Origin of the sequence: Sphaerisporangium rhizosphaerae (assembly GCF_042665155.1) — a bacterium.
Taxonomy (GTDB): Bacteria; Actinomycetota; Actinomycetes; order Streptosporangiales; family Streptosporangiaceae; genus Sphaerisporangium; species Sphaerisporangium rhizosphaerae.
The window spans coordinates 74,578-89,201 of the sequence record NZ_JBHTCG010000010.1 but is presented as its reverse complement, the minus strand read 5'-3'; the positions used below and the strand labels follow the sequence as shown (position 1 = coordinate 89,201).

Below are 14,624 nucleotides of genomic sequence, written 5' to 3'. Positions count from 1 at the left end.
CAACAGATGTCTACCTGAGGAATATTCCACCCGTCAACTAACGTCGTCTAGAGTATGAGCGTGACACCAGCTGACGACCCCAGGCTCACGGCGATGGGCCTGATGGCCGAGGTCTACTTGGGCCTTACCGCGAAGATGAACGCCGCATTCACCGCCTCAGGATTGTCCGAGATCGACTTTGAGACACTGATCCGCCTGTACCGGTCCCCCGGCCGCAGGCTCCGCATGAGCGACCTCGCGGCCCAGACGTCGTTGTCCACCAGTGGGGTGACCCGCGTCGTGGACCGTCTGGAGCGCGAGGGCCTGGTCGAGCGGGTGGCCTGCGCCACCGACCGCCGGGCCTCCTACGCGACGCTGACCGACGCCGGCGCCGCCCGCCTCGAGACCGTGCTCCCCCAGCACATCGAGGACATCGAGACGTGGTTCACCGGCCTGCTGCCCCCCGAGCGACTGGAGGACTTCCTGGCCAGCCTGCGCATCATCCGCGACGTCGTGCGGCCCTGTGCCACCGCCGGCGCGATGGACCTCTCGGATCTCAGCTCTCGACAATCGTGAGCTCCCCGCGGGCGTGCATCTCGCGCAGGCTGCGCTTGGCGAACTTGCCGACGCTCGTCTTGGGCACCGCATCGATGAAGGCCCAGCGTTCGGGCACCTGCCAGCGCGCCACCTTCCCCGACAGGAACTCCCGGAGCTCCGCCACTCCGGTCGTTCCGTCGAGCACGACACATGCCAGCGGACGCTCGCCCCAGCGTTCGTCCGGCACCCCGATGACCGCCGCCTCCACCACGGCGGGATGCCCCATGAGGGCGTTCTCCAACTCGACCGACGAGATCCACTCCCCGCCGGACTTGATGACGTCCTTCGCGCGGTCGGTCAGCGTGACGTAGCCGCGCGCGTCCAGGCGGCCCACGTCGCCCGTGCGCAGCCAGCCGTCGTGGAACCGCGAAGGATCCTCCTCCAGGTGGTAGGACGCGGTGACCCACGGCCCGCGCACCTCCAGCTCGCCCACCGCGACCCCGTCGGAGGCCAGTACGACGTCGCCCGCGCCGACGATGCGGGCCTCGACGCCCGCCAGCAGCCGCCCCTGCGTGGCCCGCAGCTCCCAGGAGTCCCCGTGGGCGACCGTCGCCAGCGGCGAGGTCTCGGTCATGCCCCACGCCTGCACGACCTGGACCCCGAACTCGTCGGAGAGCGCGCGCATCAGCGACTCCGGCACCGCCGATCCGCCGCACGGCACCAGACGCAGGGACGACAGGTCCGCCCCGTGCCGGCGGGCGTGGCGCAGCAGGTCGCCCCAGATCGTGGGGACGGCGCCCGAGACCGTCGGCCGTTCCTCGGCGATGATCCTCGCCAGGTGCTCCGCCTGCAGGAAGCGGTCGGGCATGACGAGCGAGGCCCCGGCCATCAGCGCGGCGTACGGCAGTCCCCAGGCGTTGGCGTGGAACATCGGCACGATCGGCAGCACCCGGTCGCGGCTGGACAGGCCCATGGCGTTGGCCGTGCACACGCTCATGGAGTGCAGGTAGGCCGAGCGGTGGCTGTAGGCGACTCCCTTGGGGTTGCCCGTCGTGCCGCTGGTGTAGCACATGGCCGCGGCGGCGCGCTCGTCCAGGTCGGGCCAGTCGAACGCGTCCGGGGCCTGGTCGAGGAGCGTGCGGTAGTCGTGCACCTGCTTGCCCGCGGAGGCGAGCGGCGCGGTGTCGGCGGCCCCGATGACGATCACGTGCCGCACCGTCTTCATCTCGGGCAGGATCGGGGCGAGCAGCGGGACGAGCGAGGCGTCCACGATGACGACGTCGTCCTCGGCGTGCCCGGCGATGTAGGCGATCTGCTCGGGAAACAGGCGGATGTTCAGGGTGTGCAGGACCGCTCCCATGCTGGGCACGGCGAGATAGGCGGTCAGGTGCTCGGCGCTGTTCCAGCCGAAGGTCGCGACCCGCTGGTCGCCGTCCACGCCGAGGGCGCGCAGCGCGCCCGCCAGCCGCGCCGCCTCCCGGGCCAGTTCCCCGTAGGACATGCGGCGGTAGCCGTCGCCGGTGTACGTCACGACCTCGCGGTCGGCGAACAGTCCGGTGCCGTGCCGCATGATCGAGGTGATCGTGAGCGGATGGTCGGGCATGGTGCTGCGCATCTGACGGACCTCCGCTGGCGAGCCCCGGCCTGGGCGCCGGTTCGTGATTGTCGTCCGGCTCCGAGTCTCGTCCGCTCCCGCGTCTCAGACAAGCGCTCGTTCACACCGGCCCGCGCCACAGAGCCACTCGTTCGCCTCCTCCCGCCGCGGAGGGCGACTGGTTCAGACGGGCTCGCGCCCCATGGACACGTGCGGCCGGGCGTCAGGGCGGCAGGGCTCGACGACGACGAGGTCGCCGCGCAGTTTCGCCATCGCGCGGGACACCGTGCTCTTCACCGTGCCGATGCTGATGCCGAGAACTCTGGCGATCTCCGGCTCGGTCATGTCCTCGTAGTAGCGCAGCACGATCGCCGTGCGCTGCCGGACCGGGAGCCGGTTGATCGCCTCTTCCAGCAGTTCGTGGATCTCCCCGGGCGTCGGCCCGTCCCTGGACGGCGTCTCCGGCAGCTCCTCCGAGGGGTACTCCTCCAGCCTCCTGCGCCGCCACCAGGAGATGTTGATGTTCACCATCGCCCGGCGGACGTACCCGTCCAGCGAGGCCCGGTCGTTGATCCGCTCCCACGCCAGGTAGGTCTTGGTCAGGGCCGCCTGGAGGAGGTCCTCGGCGTCCGCGGGCTGGCCGGTGAGCTGGTAGGCCATGCGCAACAGTGCCGGACCGCGGGCAGCCACGTACTCGCGGAACTCCTCGTCTTTACCGCTCATGCGATCACCGGTGCCGTGACGAAGGCCATGATGAAACGATCTCGACGTCAGAATCGCAGCCGGACGCCCTGATACGGCTGATCCGTCATCCAGGTTTCGTCCCGGCGACGGCAAAGATCACCACAGGGTCATGACATGCTGGGGCGTCGACGAGTTCCTCCTGGAGTGGGAAATTTGCTACGCAGGTCGTCGCGGAGGAAAAATCCTCGTCCCGAAATGAGCGGCGGCGGCGACGATCTGTGTGACCCTAGGGGACGACGAGGAGACTCGCGGCGGCGACCGGGGAGGGGCCGATGGGAGTTGAGCGTCGCCATGCGCTGGCGTCGGCCGCACTCGGCAGGACCACCGTCCCCGTGAGGGCCGAGGCCGAGGAGCCCGCCCCGCTCACCGGCGTCGCGGGTCAAATCATCGACATCAGCCCCCACCTGGTGATTCTGGAGAACCCGGACGGCGTGGAGGAGCGGCTGGTCATCGCGCCTTGGGCGACCGCCTGGCACGGCAGCCCCGTCAACCCCGTGGACCTGCCCGCCGGCACCCGCGTGATGATCCGCGCCCGCCAGTCCGGCCGGGTGGCCGAGCGCCTGTGGGGCGACATCACCCGCGTCACCGGCATCGTCCGCACCCTGGGCAAGGACGGCAGGGACCTGACGATCGAACTCGACGGCGGCCCGCACCGGGGCCGGCGGGTGGTCGTCGTCCCCTACGGCGCGTCGGGACGCATCCGGGTGCGCCATCCCCAGCTCGAACCGGGATACCTGTTCGACGCGATCGGCACGCGGCGCGACGGGGTGACCCACGCGCGGCTGCCGGCGACCTCGCAGCCCACCTACCGCGCCGCCTCCGTCCCCGCGCCCCCGCACGCCTACCGGGCGGTCCAGTCGAAGATCTCCGGGGCGGCCGCCTGGTCGGACGCCTTCGACGACGGCGAGGCCGGGGTGGCGTACCCGATGCTGGAACGTGCCGATTCCGAGTGCGAGGACGCGGGCGTGTCCTGCAGCGGCCTTCCCTACCTCGCGCTCGGCTCCATGCTGTACGTCGGGAACGTGTGCGAGAGCCGCTCGTCGGTGCTGCCGATCGTCGCCTGCGGATGCATGGCCGGGCGGTTCTGCGACCGGTGCGTGGAGTGCGGCACCTCGCCGCGGGGCCGCATCGCCGAGTTGTCGCCACTGTCGTACGTCGAGCTCGGGGGGGAGCTCACCAACGGATGCTTCAACGCCCGGGTCGGATTGGGGTGACCGTGGACACCGTGACAATCGCCGCCGCCGCGCTCGCGCTGCTCGCGCTGCTCCTGGTGCTCGGCGGCGGGGCGAAGCTCGCGACCGCCGGGAGCGACGCCGATCCGGGCGGGCTGTCCCGCCTCGGCCCCGGTGTGCTGGTGCCCGAGCGGTGGCGCGGGCAGTTCATGATCTTCTGTGCCGCCGTTGAGATCCTGCTGGCCGCGGGGCTGATCTTCACCCGCCATCCTCTGCCCCGCTGGGGGACGGTCACCTTCTTCTCGGTGTCCACCTATGTCCTGTGGGAGCTGCGCCGACGGCGCCCGGACGTAGGCTGCGGCTGTTTCGGCGAGGCGAGCAGCTCCCCGGTGGGGCTGCGCTCCATCGGCCGCGCCGCCGTCCTCGCCGCGATGGCGGTGCTGGTCGCGCTGGTCCCGGTGTCGGGCGCGGACCTGCTGATGCGGGCCTCCTGGAACCTGACGTCGGCGCTCGGGGCCGGCCTGGCGCTGCTGGTGGCGCTGTCGCCCGAGTGGGGCGAGGCGATCGCCCGGATCAGACACCGCGCGCCGTGCGAGCAGCGTGCCGTCCCGGCGGCGCGGGCCGTCGCGCGCCTGCGGGCGAGCGCCGAGTGGCGCTCGTACGCGCCGCTGCTGGTGACCGACGAGCCGTCGGACTCCTGGCGCGAGCTGTGCTGGCGCTTCTTCGTCTACCCCGGGCGCACGGCCGTCGGGGCGCGGGCCGAGGTGGTCTTCGCGGTGTACCTCAGCGGCCGCCGGCCGCCGGTGCGGGTCGCCGTCGTGGGCGCGGAGAACCCGGCCGGGGCGGACCTTCTCCGAGAATCTAGCGGTGTATCGGTCGGAGGCTAGAAAGCCCTAGACGACCGGAGACGAACCGGCGAACGGGTGACCCGGCCGAACCGGCGGACGGGCGAACCGGCGGACGGGGTCCGCGAACCGACCTGGACGTGCCGGAGAACGGGCTGGAGAAACGCCGCCCGTTTCACCAGGGGGCGGTGAGGGTGACCATGAAGGCGGCGTGGTCGGTGTGCGACATGCCGTACTTGTCGGTGCGGACAAAGGCGAACGAGGTGGACGCGATGACGTGCTGGACGTCGCCGTCGCCCTTGCGGAAGTAGCCGGCCGGCACGCAGTTCTGGGCGTTCTCCGGGTCGGACTTGTCGTACTCGAGGTTCAGGTCGCCGCCCACGACGGTGGGCAGGGCGCCGTATTGGGCGTGCGACTGCGGGATGTACTCGTTCATCAACTGCTTGCACTGCTGCAGCGCGACCGGCTCGTCGGCGGCCGACAGGTGGGTGGTGCACGCCCAGAACCCGCCGAACCGGCCGCACCCCCACGCACGTCGTTCGCTGCCGGAGTCCTGGGTGGAGTACCACCCGCCGGCGCTCGCGGTCTTGCCGTAGCGGGGGACGCTGAAGACGGCCACCCCGTACGCGCCGCGGCCGCCGGTGCACTGGATGGCGGCGGCGACGCGCTCGTCCTGCACCTGCCGGAACTCGTAGTCACCGTTGCCCATGGCGGATCGGAGCGGGGCGACGTCGCCCTCGCAGATCTCGTTGGCGGTGAGGACGTCCGGCCTCACCCGGCCGATGAGCGACTGGGCCTCGGGCACGGCGGCGCCGCCCTCGTAGCAGCCCGCGTATCCGCTGTTGCAGAGGTTGACCTGCAGAACCTTGAACGTCGTGGCGGCCCGCGCCGCGGTGGAGCCGGCCGGCCCCACCAGCGAGCCGAGGAGGACGACGACGGCGGCCGCGCGGAGGCCGCCTCTCACGCCGATCATGCGCTTCATACGGCCCATCACCCCGTGCGGTCGCGTAGCCGACTCCGGATCATCACCGCGTTCCATGGTCACGGTAAAACAGCCCTGAATGCTTGTCGATGCCCCGATGTGAGACGCACGGCGGCGCGTGGTGACCGGCCACGCCGACCGGCCACCACGGCCGCACACCGCGAATTCAACTCTCTACGGCTCTCTAGCTTCCCCTCTAGAAAGCCGTAGAGAGGTCAATGGGGGCGCAGGGACGCTGCGCCCTGTCTCGGGGTGCGGGCGCGGCCTACAGCGGCTGCGCCCGGAGGAACCTGCCGAAGTGCGGCACGGTGAAGGCGATGAGGCCGCGCTCGGCGCTGAAGATGAGTCCTTTCTTGATGAGGCTGTCACGGGCCGGCGAGAGGCTCGACGGCTTGCGCCCGAGCAACTCGGCGACGTCGGCCGTCGGCACGGGCTCGTCACCGACCGAGGCCATCGCGTGCATGTAGTCGCGTTCGGCGGGGGTGGCGCGCTCGTAGCGGCTGCCGAAGAAGCCCACCGCGAGCTCCTCTTCGGCCTCGGGGGCGGCCACCCTGATGTCGTCGGCGGTGATGGGGCTGCGCGGGGCGAGATCCCAGGCGACCTTGCCGTAGGCCTGGACGAAGTACGGGTAGCCGTCGGCGGCCTCGTAGAGGGCGTCGAGCGCCTCGGGGGTGAACTCGACCTCCTCACGCGCGGCGGGGGCGATGAGTGCCAGGTCGGCGGCATCGCGGTCGAGCCGGTCGATGCGCGCGTAGCGGAACAGGCGCTCGGAGTAGCTCTTGCTCGCGCTGAGGACGCCCGGCAGGTGGGGCAGGCCGGCGCCGACGACGATCAGCGGCCCGCCGCTCTGCGACAGCTCGTGACAGGCGGCGCACAGGGCCGAGATGTCGGCCGGCTGGACGTCCTGCATCTCGTCGATGAACAGGGCGACCCCGACGCCGAGGTCGGTGGCGACGGAGGCGGCGTCGACGAACAGCTCGGTGAGGTCGATCTCGAGATCGCCCGAGTCGGCCCGGCCGCGGCCGGCCGGGACGTCGATGGCGGGCGACCAGTGCGAGGTGCCCTTCGCCGCGCCGGGATCGCGCATGGCGAACGCCTTGAGCACGCCGAGGAACTCCTCGATGCGCTCGGGGGCGCGGTGGCGGGGGGCCAGCTCGCGGATCGCCATGTGCAGCGCGGCGGCGACCGGACGGCGGATGGACTGCTCGGGACGGGCCTCGATCTTGCCGGTGCCCCAGAGCCGCTGCATGGCCATGGACTTGAAGGTGTTGAGCAGCACGGTCTTGCCGACGCCGCGCAGCCCGGTGAGGACCATGCTGCGCTCGGGACGGCCACGGGCCACCCGCTCGAGCACGACCTCGAACTGTTGCAGCTCACGATCACGCCCGGCGAGCTCCGGAGGGCGCTGCCCCGCACCGGGGGCGTAGGGATTGCGCACGGGGTCCACGCTCTCGGACTTTATGACCGGATATAGAGGCCGTCCTAGATTTCCGTAGAAAGCGCTACGGCGTGTCGCCGATCGACGGGAGGCGGAGGGCCGCCCGGACGCCTGCCGGACGGGGGGCGAGAGCAACGCCACCTCACACCACCCTTCGCCTGGACCCTGCCGGACCGAACCCGTGTTCGATCCGATGCCGAAGACTGTAGCGCCTCCTCGAACATGTGCGCGAGCACTTCCGGGTAAAACGCGCGGCACACCTCCGACAGGGCCTCGCCCGGCGGGCCCGGACGCCGGACATCACAATTGCGTCACGAGCGGCGTCAGGATGGCCTTACTCTGGCGTATGCGCCACACAGCCAAGCACCGCCACCTGGGCCTCGCGGTCCTGGCGTGCGCGTCCGCCACCTTGACCGCGTGCGGCGGCTCCGGCTCCGGCGTCGTCGCCGAGCCCGCGCCTCCGTCCGTGGCCGCGCCGCCGTCGGCCTCCCCGGAGAGTCCTACGGCCGGCCCGACGGCCAGCCCCGCGCCGCCGTCCGCCACGCCGTCGCCATCGCCCACCGGACCGCCGCGCTTCGCGGCGAAGGTCACGGCCGTCACGGCGGCCCAGCTCCGCCATTCCTGGCGGCCCGGCTGCCCGGTCTCCCCGAGCGGCCTGCGGAAGGTGACGATGACTTACTGGGGCTTCGACGACAAGGCCCACACCGGCGAGCTGATCGTGAACCGCTCGGTCACCGACGACGTGGTGGCGATCTTCGGGCAGCTCTACCGGTGGCGCTATCCGATCGCCCGCATGGAGCCCGTCGACGTCTACAGGGGCAGCGACTTCGACTCCATCGAGGCCGACAACACCTCGGCCTTCAACTGCCGCAGGACGACCGGGGCGAGCAGCTGGTCCAAGCACTCGTACGGCAACGCCATCGACCTCGACCCCCGGGAGAACCCGTGGGTCGAACCCGACGGCTCGGTCGCGCACGACAACGCGCGGCGGTTCGCCGACCGGCCGCTGCGCAGGCCGGGTGTCATCAACCCGGACGACCGCGTGGTGCGGCTGTTCGAGCAGCACGGCTGGGAGTGGGGCGGCTACTTCAACGGCGCCAAGGACTATCAGCACTTCAGCAAGGGCGGCGGCTGATCTCCGCCGAGGCCGCGGGCCGCCACGCGGGCCGATCTTCCCGTGAAGAACGGCAACGGCGGAGGAATCATGACATTCGCGACCCTCGCCGGGTTTTGCCGGATAAGATCGCTGGCCGTGACGACTCCGGTGCCCGACCCCGGACGGACGGAGTCACGCCGGGGACCGCTGCGGCCGTGGATCGCCCTCACCGCCGTTGTGTTCGCGCTGGCCACGGTGCTCGCGCTGTCCTGGCCGGCGGGCGGCCTCCAGGAGGCCAAGCCGGAGATCCCGCACCACCGGCTCGGTGAGACCACCGTAGGCCACCGTTTCGCGATAAAGCCGTACAAAGCCACTTACGTCACCAAGGATCCGGCTCCCGGACTTGGTGAGGCCAAGGCGGGCCGGTTCCTGTTGATCGAGATCCAACTGGAGAACGTCAGCGACCAGACCGGCACGGTCAACGACGTTACTGGGAAGCTGGACATCAAGATCTCGCCCGGAAGCGTGGCGATCGACCGGCTCAAGGACAAAAAGGCCGGTTTCGTCATCCGCGACGGCCGCTCTGACCGTGAGCAACTCCAGCCCGGCCTGGTCGAGCGCGTGATGGCCGTCTACAACATTCCCCCCGGAGCGCCCGACCCCACGAGCCTCACCGCCACCTTCCAGGACGAGGAGTTCAAACCCTGGTTCACCTCGGAGCTGTCCGACTGGCTCCCTGGCGAGGATTTGGCGATCTACGACCTGGAGGTGGGCCGGTGATACGGACGATCGTCGCCGTGCTGACCGGTGCGCTGCTGCTCGGAGGCATCTTGGGAGTCCTCCGCTCCACTCCTGACGTAGAGGAGAAGTACGCGCCGATCGCGACGTCAGGCGAGATGGGCGAGCAAGTGGACACCACCGCCTTCCAGCTCCGCGTGGACCGCCTTCAGCTCGGCAGGTCGGTACGGCTGGAGGACGCCTTCGGCTTCCTGGGTGAGCCCAGGACGACTGCGGGCATCTGGGTGGTCGTCTGGGCCACCGTCGCCGCCACCACTGAGGAGACGCTGGTGCGGGGAGCCCGGCTGCGCACGGCCGACGGGATGGAGTACCTGGCCAGCTCGCTCATCGGCACGCTCGACAAGGTTCCCCTCCAGCCGGGCATCCCGGCCTATGGCCCCATCCTGTTCGAGTTGCCTCCCGACAGGCTGACCGGCGCGACCCTTCACGTCACGGTCCACAGCCCCATAGAGGGCGACTACCTCGGTCCCGCCGCCGATGTGGACCTGCGGCTGTCCGCCCCGTACACCAAGAAGCTCATCGAGCAGGCGCCGCCCACTCTCGTGGTCGGGCCGGTGCGCGAGCTGTGAAGTGGAACGAGCCGTGAACTGGAAGCGGAACCTCGGATACGGCCTCGGCCTGCTGGCGGTCGTCCCCGCGATGATCGCCGCCGAGGTGCTGCCGTGGCGGGAGATGTACGAGACCCGCGCGCAGAAGGGCGGCCCCGAGGTCGTCGCCGCGCCAGGGCGGGCTGCCAGGCTGAACGGCATCGAGTGGCGTCTGAGGAGCATCACCGAGGGCAAGCCTCCGAACGACGTCTATCGTCCCTTGCCGCCCCGCACGAAGATCGCCATCGTGGTGATCACCCTCAAGCCGCTGACCGGACAGGCGAGCAGGTGGTCAGGTGACGTCGGCGGCAGTTGCAAGATCAAGGTCACCGACGCGGCCGGGCGTTCATGGGGGCCGTCGTTCCGCAGCGACCTGGGGCCGAAAAGCGGCCTGTCCGCCTCCTGTTTCAACATGGGCGCCGACTTCAAGCTCGCCCCCCTGCCCGTCGGCAAGGAGCTGGCGGTCCAGACGGTGTACGTCGTGCCCACCGACGCGTTCAGGACCCTGCGGGTCGAGGTGCGGGTGACCCCGGAGCCGGGAACGGTACGGCTGCTCCCATAGGCGGAGGTGACGCTGGAGCTGGGCCCGTCCGCACGGCCGACCGGGCGGAGGCCCGCCGCAGCACCAGATCGAAGGCGACCGCGAGCAGGCAGATGCGCAGCACCTCGTGCAGCAGGGCGACGGGGAAGATGAACGCGCCCTCCCACATCAGCCACCACAGCTTTTCGTGGGCCCCGGCGAGCCGGGTGATGCCGATGAAGCCCACCGCCGCGAGCGCTTCGAGCGCCACGTAGATCAGGCAGAACGTCAGGTAGAACAGCACCCCGCCGCTGAGGACGAACCGGAAGCCGTTCACCAGCGGGACGTACTTGTCGCGGACCCCTCGGGAAAAGAACTCCGCGACGGCCTGGACCGGGGTCGGCAGCCACTGCCAGAGCCGTGAGACGTGCGGCTCGACCCGGGTGCCCTCGATGACCTTGGCCTCCTCGGTGATCGAGGAGCTGTAGACGACGGCCGCCATGGCGAGCCAGACCAGCGGCTGGACCAGGCCGTCCTTGAACTCGGGCAGGTACGGGGCCGCGTACTCGCCGAGCTGCCGGAGCGTCTGCAGCAGGGGGACGCGTTGGAACAGGCCCGTGAAGTCCGCCCAGACGACCCGGCCGGTCAGCCAGTCGACGCCGTCGCCGGTCCAGTTGCCCAGCGAGATGATGCCGAAGTACATCCACATGCATTCGAACGTGCTGTTGGCCACGCCGAAGACGCGCCTTCCCGTAGCGCCGTAGAGGCGCTCGAACGCCACCTTGACCGCGAAGATCACGGCGGTGATGACCATGATCAGGACGTTGACGTTGAACAGGTCGTTCAACAGGCCGATGTAGCTGAGGTCGATCGTCGGGTGGAGCTCGTTCAGCAGCCGCTGGAAGGCGCTGAGGTCGTCGGTGAACAGGCCCCACGCGCTGTAGAAGATCAGGAAGGGCAGGAGGGTGTGGGCGATCGCGTCGACCAGGTCGCGTTCGCGCTCGTCGGCCGTGCGGGCCTGCACCGGGCGCGCGCCGAGCGCGCGACCGGCGATGTTCAGCATCGCGATGTAGGCCGTCAGCGTCACCAGGACGCCGAGGCTCAGCACGCCGAAGGCCAGGTAGGCCCGCCATCCCGTGGGCTCGGCGACGCGCACGGCGGCCAGCAGCACGCCTTGGTGGACGAGCCGGCCCAGGGTGTAGTAGAAGGCCAGGGGCAGGAAGAGGCGCCCCGCGAGACGGAAGGTGTCGTAGGGCAGTCGGACCGGAGAGAGTGAACCGTCCATCGCCGTTGGATGCTAGCGGTCCGAAGGCCGACGAACGGTGCGATTCGGGCATGGCGCCGTAAGGCAGGATGGAGACATGGCGGCGAAGGACGGCGACGGCTGGGCGCTGTGCGAGCGCGGCCACCGGCACTGGGGGCTGCACGGCGCCTCAGGGCTGCTGGCCGTCCATTTCGACGCCGGGGGCACGCCGCACGTCCTGATGCAGAAGCGCTCGTGGTGGAGCCATCACGGCGGCACGTGGGGGCTGCCCGGAGGCGCGCTCGACAGCCATGAGGACGCCGTCACCGGCGCCCTGCGCGAGGCCCTGGAGGAGGCCGCGCTGAGCGGTGAGAGCCTGCGCGTCCTCGGCGTCCACATCGACGACCACGGCGGCTGGGCGTTCCAGACGGTGATCGCCGAGGCGGACGCGCTGCTGCCCGCCGTCCCGGCCAACGACGAGAGCACCGACATGCGGTGGCTGCCCGCCGACGAGGTGGGCGGCGAGACGCTGCACCCCGGGTTCGCCGAGACCTGGCCGGCGATCAGGCCGTCGCTGCCGCCCTCGGTGGTGGTGCTGGACGCCGCCAACATCGTCGGCGCGCGCGCCGAGCACGGGTGGTGGCGCGACCGGGCGGGCGCCGCGCGGCGCCTGCTGGAGGACGTCGAGCGGCTCGTGGAGCACGGCCTGCGGCCTCCGGAGGGGTTCCCGGCTCCGGCGATGTGGTTCCCTCGCGTGGTCATGGTGCTGGAGGGCGCGGCCAAGGGCGTGCGGTCCGACGGCACGGCGAACACGGCGGACGTGGCGGACACGGCGAACACGGCGGACGTGGCGGACACGGCGGGCGTGGTGGGCGTGGTGGAGGCGCCGGCCAGTGGGGACGACGCGATCGTGGACACGGTGCGGGAGAACCGCGAGGTCAGGCCGTGGCAGCGGGTTCTGGTCGTCACCGCCGACCGCGAGCTGCGCCGGCGCGTCGCCGAGCTGGGCGCCGCGGCCGTGGGTCCGGGATGGCTGCTCGGCCAACTCCGGCGGGTGTAGCGTCGGACCGTCGAACCGCCACCCCCCACGCCTTATCCGCGCATATCCCCCAATATCCAGAAAAATCTCCAAACCTTGATGAGCGACCGAACCGCACTCGACTGGACCGCCGAGCCCGACAGTCCGGTCCCTCCTCCGACATGGGGACGGCGCGCACCCGAGGCACACGTGCTGCCCTGGGTGTTCGCGGCGCTGGCGGGTTTCCTGCTGATCGGCAACCTGCTGCTGTCGCCGCACCTCACCGCGCCGGCCGTCACCACCTGGTCGACGATCTTCGTGACGATCTGCGTACAGGCCATCCCGTTCCTGGTGCTGGGGGTCATGCTGTCCGCGGCCGTCACCACCTTCGTGCCGCCGTCCTTCTTCGAGCGCGCGCTGCCGCGCCGGCCGTACGCCGCCGTGCCCGTCGCCGGCGCCGCCGGGCTCGTGCTGCCCGTCCGAGAGTGCGCCTCCGTCCGGGTGGCCGCCCGCCTGATGGCCCATGGCGTCACCCCGTCGGACGCGCTCGCCTTCCTGCTCGCCTCTCCGGCGACCAACCCGGTCGTCCTGGTGGCGACGGCCGTGGCCTTCCCCGGCGAGCCGCTCATGGTCCTGGCCCGCTTCGGCGCCTCCCTCGTCGTCGCCGTGCTCGCCGGCTGGGCCTGGCAGCTGCTCGGCCGCCCCGGGCCGCCACGCGTCACCACCGCACCGCCCGCCCCCGAGGGCGCCACCCGGCGCGCGGCGTTCCTGGCGGCGGTGCGCCACGACTTCCTGCACGCCGGCGGCTTCCTGGTCATCGGCGGGCTCGCCGCGGCGACCCTGAACGTGGTGGTCCCCCGCTCGTGGACCACCTCCCTCGGCGAGGTCCCCTGGTTGTCGGTGCTGGTGCTCGCGCTGCTGGCGGTCGTGCTGTCGGTCTGCTCCGAGGCCGGCGCCTTCGTCGCCGCCTCGCTCACGACCTTCTCCCCGACCGCCAAACTGGTCTTCCTGGTCGTGGGGCCGATGGTCGACCTGAAACTGATCGCCCTGCAGGCGGGGACGTTCGGGCGGGCGTTCGCCGCGCGGTTCGTCCCGCTGACGCTCACGCTCGCCATCGTGGTCGGCGTGCTGGTGGGGCGGGTGCTGCTGTGAACCGCATGGCCCAGAACCTGGTGCTCGCCCTGGTGGGCGGCGCGCTGCTTCGCGTGTCGGCCCTGTCCACCGCCTACCTGAACTACGTCAGGCCGGGGTTCCGCGCGCCGCTCGTCGCGGCCGGCGTGATCCTGTTCGCGCTCGGCGTCTTCGGCCTGGTCCAAGAGTGGCGCAGGCCCTATCCGCCCTCGGGAGAGGCGGCCACGCGCCGCCGGTCGCGCGGGCCGCGGGTGGCCTGGCTGCTGTGCCTTCCGATCGTGGCCGTCTTCCTGATCAACCCGCCCGCGCTCGGCTCGTTCGCCGCCGCACGGGACCAGACGCCCCAGCCGCGGCCGGCAGGGGGGTACGGCGCCCTGGCCGGGGACGCGCCCACGGCCATGCCGGTCGGGGAGTTCATCGGCCGCGCCTGGAGCGACGGAGGCCGCACGCTCGCCGGGCGCCGGGTCAAGCTCACCGGGTTCGCCGTCCCGTCCGGGAACAAGGGCCAGTGGTACCTCGCCCGCATGCGACTGCGGTGCTGCGCGGCCGACGCCTTCCCGCTGAAGGTCGCCGTGCTGGGCGTGCCCGCGCCCCGTCCGGACACCTGGGTGGAGGTGACCGGCGCCTGGGTGCCCGTCCCCTACGACCGCCTCCCCAAGGGCACGGCCGCCCCCGCGTTGACGGCCACCGCACTGGCCAAGGTCGCCCGGCCGGCCGAGCCGTACGAATAGGCGCGGGGCCCGCCACTCGCGCGCGAACGCCCGGCGGGCAACGCTATCGTTGGTGTCGCACTGGAGGGTTCGCATAGTGGACGAGTGCAGCCGCCTTGAAAGCGGCCAGGTCGGCGACGGCCTCGTGGGTTCGAATCCCACACCCTCCGCCACCGGCCTCCCGTGATCCACTCAGACGCGGGCGGCCGACATGCGGCCTCCGCCTCGGA

Annotated in this window: 15 protein-coding genes and 1 tRNA gene; 11 read left to right on the top strand and 5 right to left on the bottom strand. The window is 71.2% G+C overall.

What is annotated here, in order from left to right:
* The first annotated feature begins 54 nt into the window (after positions 1 to 54).
* Entirely contained in the window at positions 55 to 555 is a 501-nt protein-coding gene (locus tag ACFQSB_RS17175; RefSeq protein ID WP_380827545.1) for a MarR family winged helix-turn-helix transcriptional regulator, read from the top strand.
* Here ACFQSB_RS17175 and ACFQSB_RS17170 read toward each other — a convergent pair.
* The gene (locus ACFQSB_RS17170) at positions 536 to 2,131 is read right to left on the bottom strand and encodes a long-chain fatty acid--CoA ligase (protein WP_380827543.1); all 1,596 of its coding nucleotides are present in this window, start codon (positions 2,129 to 2,131) and stop codon (positions 536 to 538) included. The genes ACFQSB_RS17175 and ACFQSB_RS17170 overlap by 20 nt on opposite strands.
* Before the next feature lie 162 nt (positions 2,132 to 2,293).
* On the bottom strand, positions 2,294 to 2,833 hold the full coding sequence (locus tag ACFQSB_RS17165; RefSeq protein ID WP_354844113.1) for a SigE family RNA polymerase sigma factor: 540 nt from the start codon (positions 2,831 to 2,833) through the stop codon (positions 2,294 to 2,296).
* A 293-nt stretch (positions 2,834 to 3,126) separates the two neighbouring features.
* Between ACFQSB_RS17165 and ACFQSB_RS17160 the strand changes: the two genes are divergently transcribed.
* Both ACFQSB_RS17160 and ACFQSB_RS17155 read left to right on the top strand, forming a co-directional pair.
* Positions 3,127 to 4,068 carry a hypothetical protein gene (locus ACFQSB_RS17160; RefSeq protein ID WP_380827541.1) on the top strand — a complete coding sequence of 314 codons (942 nt, stop codon included), beginning with the start codon at positions 3,127 to 3,129 and terminating at the stop codon, positions 4,066 to 4,068.
* Positions 4,069 to 4,070: 2 nt separating this feature from the next.
* The gene (locus tag ACFQSB_RS17155; RefSeq protein ID WP_380827539.1) at positions 4,071 to 4,913 is read left to right on the top strand and encodes a MauE/DoxX family redox-associated membrane protein; all 843 of its coding nucleotides are present in this window, start codon (positions 4,071 to 4,073) and stop codon (positions 4,911 to 4,913) included.
* Between the two features lie 133 nt (positions 4,914 to 5,046).
* Here the strand turns inward: ACFQSB_RS17155 and ACFQSB_RS17150 are convergent, their stop codons facing one another.
* Both ACFQSB_RS17150 and ACFQSB_RS17145 read right to left on the bottom strand, forming a co-directional pair.
* Complete coding sequence (locus tag ACFQSB_RS17150) at positions 5,047 to 5,844, bottom strand: endonuclease/exonuclease/phosphatase family protein (RefSeq protein ID WP_354924696.1); 798 nt, start codon at positions 5,842 to 5,844, stop codon at positions 5,047 to 5,049.
* 274 nt (positions 5,845 to 6,118) lie between these two features.
* Entirely contained in the window at positions 6,119 to 7,300 is a 1,182-nt protein-coding gene (locus ACFQSB_RS17145; RefSeq protein ID WP_354844101.1) for an ATP-binding protein, read from the bottom strand.
* 337 nt (positions 7,301 to 7,637) lie between these two features.
* On the opposite strand from ACFQSB_RS17145, the gene ACFQSB_RS17140 reads away from it, so the two are divergent.
* The 4 genes from ACFQSB_RS17140 (at position 7,638) to ACFQSB_RS17125 (ending at position 10,334) form a co-directional block, all read left to right on the top strand.
* On the top strand, positions 7,638 to 8,426 hold the full coding sequence (locus ACFQSB_RS17140; RefSeq protein WP_380827537.1) for a M15 family metallopeptidase: 789 nt from the start codon (positions 7,638 to 7,640) through the stop codon (positions 8,424 to 8,426).
* A 117-nt stretch (positions 8,427 to 8,543) separates the two neighbouring features.
* Positions 8,544 to 9,167 (top strand): hypothetical protein, encoded by a 624-nt coding sequence (locus tag ACFQSB_RS17135; protein ID WP_380827536.1) that lies wholly within the window; start codon positions 8,544 to 8,546, stop codon positions 9,165 to 9,167.
* The gene (locus ACFQSB_RS17130; RefSeq protein ID WP_380827533.1) at positions 9,164 to 9,754 is read left to right on the top strand and encodes a hypothetical protein; all 591 of its coding nucleotides are present in this window, start codon (positions 9,164 to 9,166) and stop codon (positions 9,752 to 9,754) included. The genes ACFQSB_RS17135 and ACFQSB_RS17130 overlap by 4 nt, the downstream gene beginning before the upstream one ends.
* A gap of 13 nt (positions 9,755 to 9,767) precedes the next feature.
* Complete coding sequence (locus ACFQSB_RS17125) at positions 9,768 to 10,334, top strand: hypothetical protein (protein ID WP_380827532.1); 567 nt, start codon at positions 9,768 to 9,770, stop codon at positions 10,332 to 10,334.
* On the opposite strand, the gene ACFQSB_RS17120 is transcribed toward ACFQSB_RS17125, so the two are convergent.
* Positions 10,270 to 11,577 carry a hypothetical protein gene (locus tag ACFQSB_RS17120; protein ID WP_380827530.1) on the bottom strand — a complete coding sequence of 436 codons (1,308 nt, stop codon included), beginning with the start codon at positions 11,575 to 11,577 and terminating at the stop codon, positions 10,270 to 10,272. The two genes, ACFQSB_RS17125 and ACFQSB_RS17120, sit on opposite strands and share 65 nt — an antisense overlap.
* Before the next feature lie 76 nt (positions 11,578 to 11,653).
* On the opposite strand from ACFQSB_RS17120, the gene ACFQSB_RS17115 reads away from it, so the two are divergent.
* The 4 genes from ACFQSB_RS17115 (at position 11,654) to ACFQSB_RS17100 (ending at position 14,567) form a co-directional block, all read left to right on the top strand.
* The gene (locus tag ACFQSB_RS17115) at positions 11,654 to 12,595 is read left to right on the top strand and encodes an NUDIX hydrolase (RefSeq protein WP_380827528.1); all 942 of its coding nucleotides are present in this window, start codon (positions 11,654 to 11,656) and stop codon (positions 12,593 to 12,595) included.
* A gap of 78 nt (positions 12,596 to 12,673) precedes the next feature.
* Entirely contained in the window at positions 12,674 to 13,705 is a 1,032-nt protein-coding gene (locus ACFQSB_RS17110) for a permease (protein WP_380827526.1), read from the top strand.
* A gap of 5 nt (positions 13,706 to 13,710) precedes the next feature.
* On the top strand, positions 13,711 to 14,415 hold the full coding sequence (locus ACFQSB_RS17105; protein ID WP_380827760.1) for a TIGR03943 family putative permease subunit: 705 nt from the start codon (positions 13,711 to 13,713) through the stop codon (positions 14,413 to 14,415).
* A gap of 62 nt (positions 14,416 to 14,477) precedes the next feature.
* Positions 14,478 to 14,567, top strand: a tRNA-Ser gene (locus tag ACFQSB_RS17100).
* Positions 14,568 to 14,624 lie beyond the last annotated feature (57 nt).

Coding starts and splice junctions, on each gene's coding strand:
- ACFQSB_RS17175 (WP_380827545.1), top strand. CDS start 55: ATGAGCGTGACACCAGCTGACGACCCCAGGCTCACGGCGATGGGCCTG.
- ACFQSB_RS17170 (WP_380827543.1), bottom strand. CDS start 2,131: ATGCGCAGCACCATGCCCGACCATCCGCTCACGATCACCTCGATCATG.
- ACFQSB_RS17165 (WP_354844113.1), bottom strand. CDS start 2,833: ATGAGCGGTAAAGACGAGGAGTTCCGCGAGTACGTGGCTGCCCGCGGT.
- ACFQSB_RS17160 (WP_380827541.1), top strand. CDS start 3,127: ATGGGAGTTGAGCGTCGCCATGCGCTGGCGTCGGCCGCACTCGGCAGG.
- ACFQSB_RS17150 (WP_354924696.1), bottom strand. CDS start 5,844: ATGATCGGCGTGAGAGGCGGCCTCCGCGCGGCCGCCGTCGTCGTCCTC.
- ACFQSB_RS17140 (WP_380827537.1), top strand. CDS start 7,638: ATGCGCCACACAGCCAAGCACCGCCACCTGGGCCTCGCGGTCCTGGCG.
- ACFQSB_RS17120 (WP_380827530.1), bottom strand. CDS start 11,577: ATGGACGGTTCACTCTCTCCGGTCCGACTGCCCTACGACACCTTCCGT.
- ACFQSB_RS17115 (WP_380827528.1), top strand. CDS start 11,654: ATGGCGGCGAAGGACGGCGACGGCTGGGCGCTGTGCGAGCGCGGCCAC.
- ACFQSB_RS17110 (WP_380827526.1), top strand. CDS start 12,674: ATGAGCGACCGAACCGCACTCGACTGGACCGCCGAGCCCGACAGTCCG.
- ACFQSB_RS17105 (WP_380827760.1), top strand. CDS start 13,711: ATGGCCCAGAACCTGGTGCTCGCCCTGGTGGGCGGCGCGCTGCTTCGC.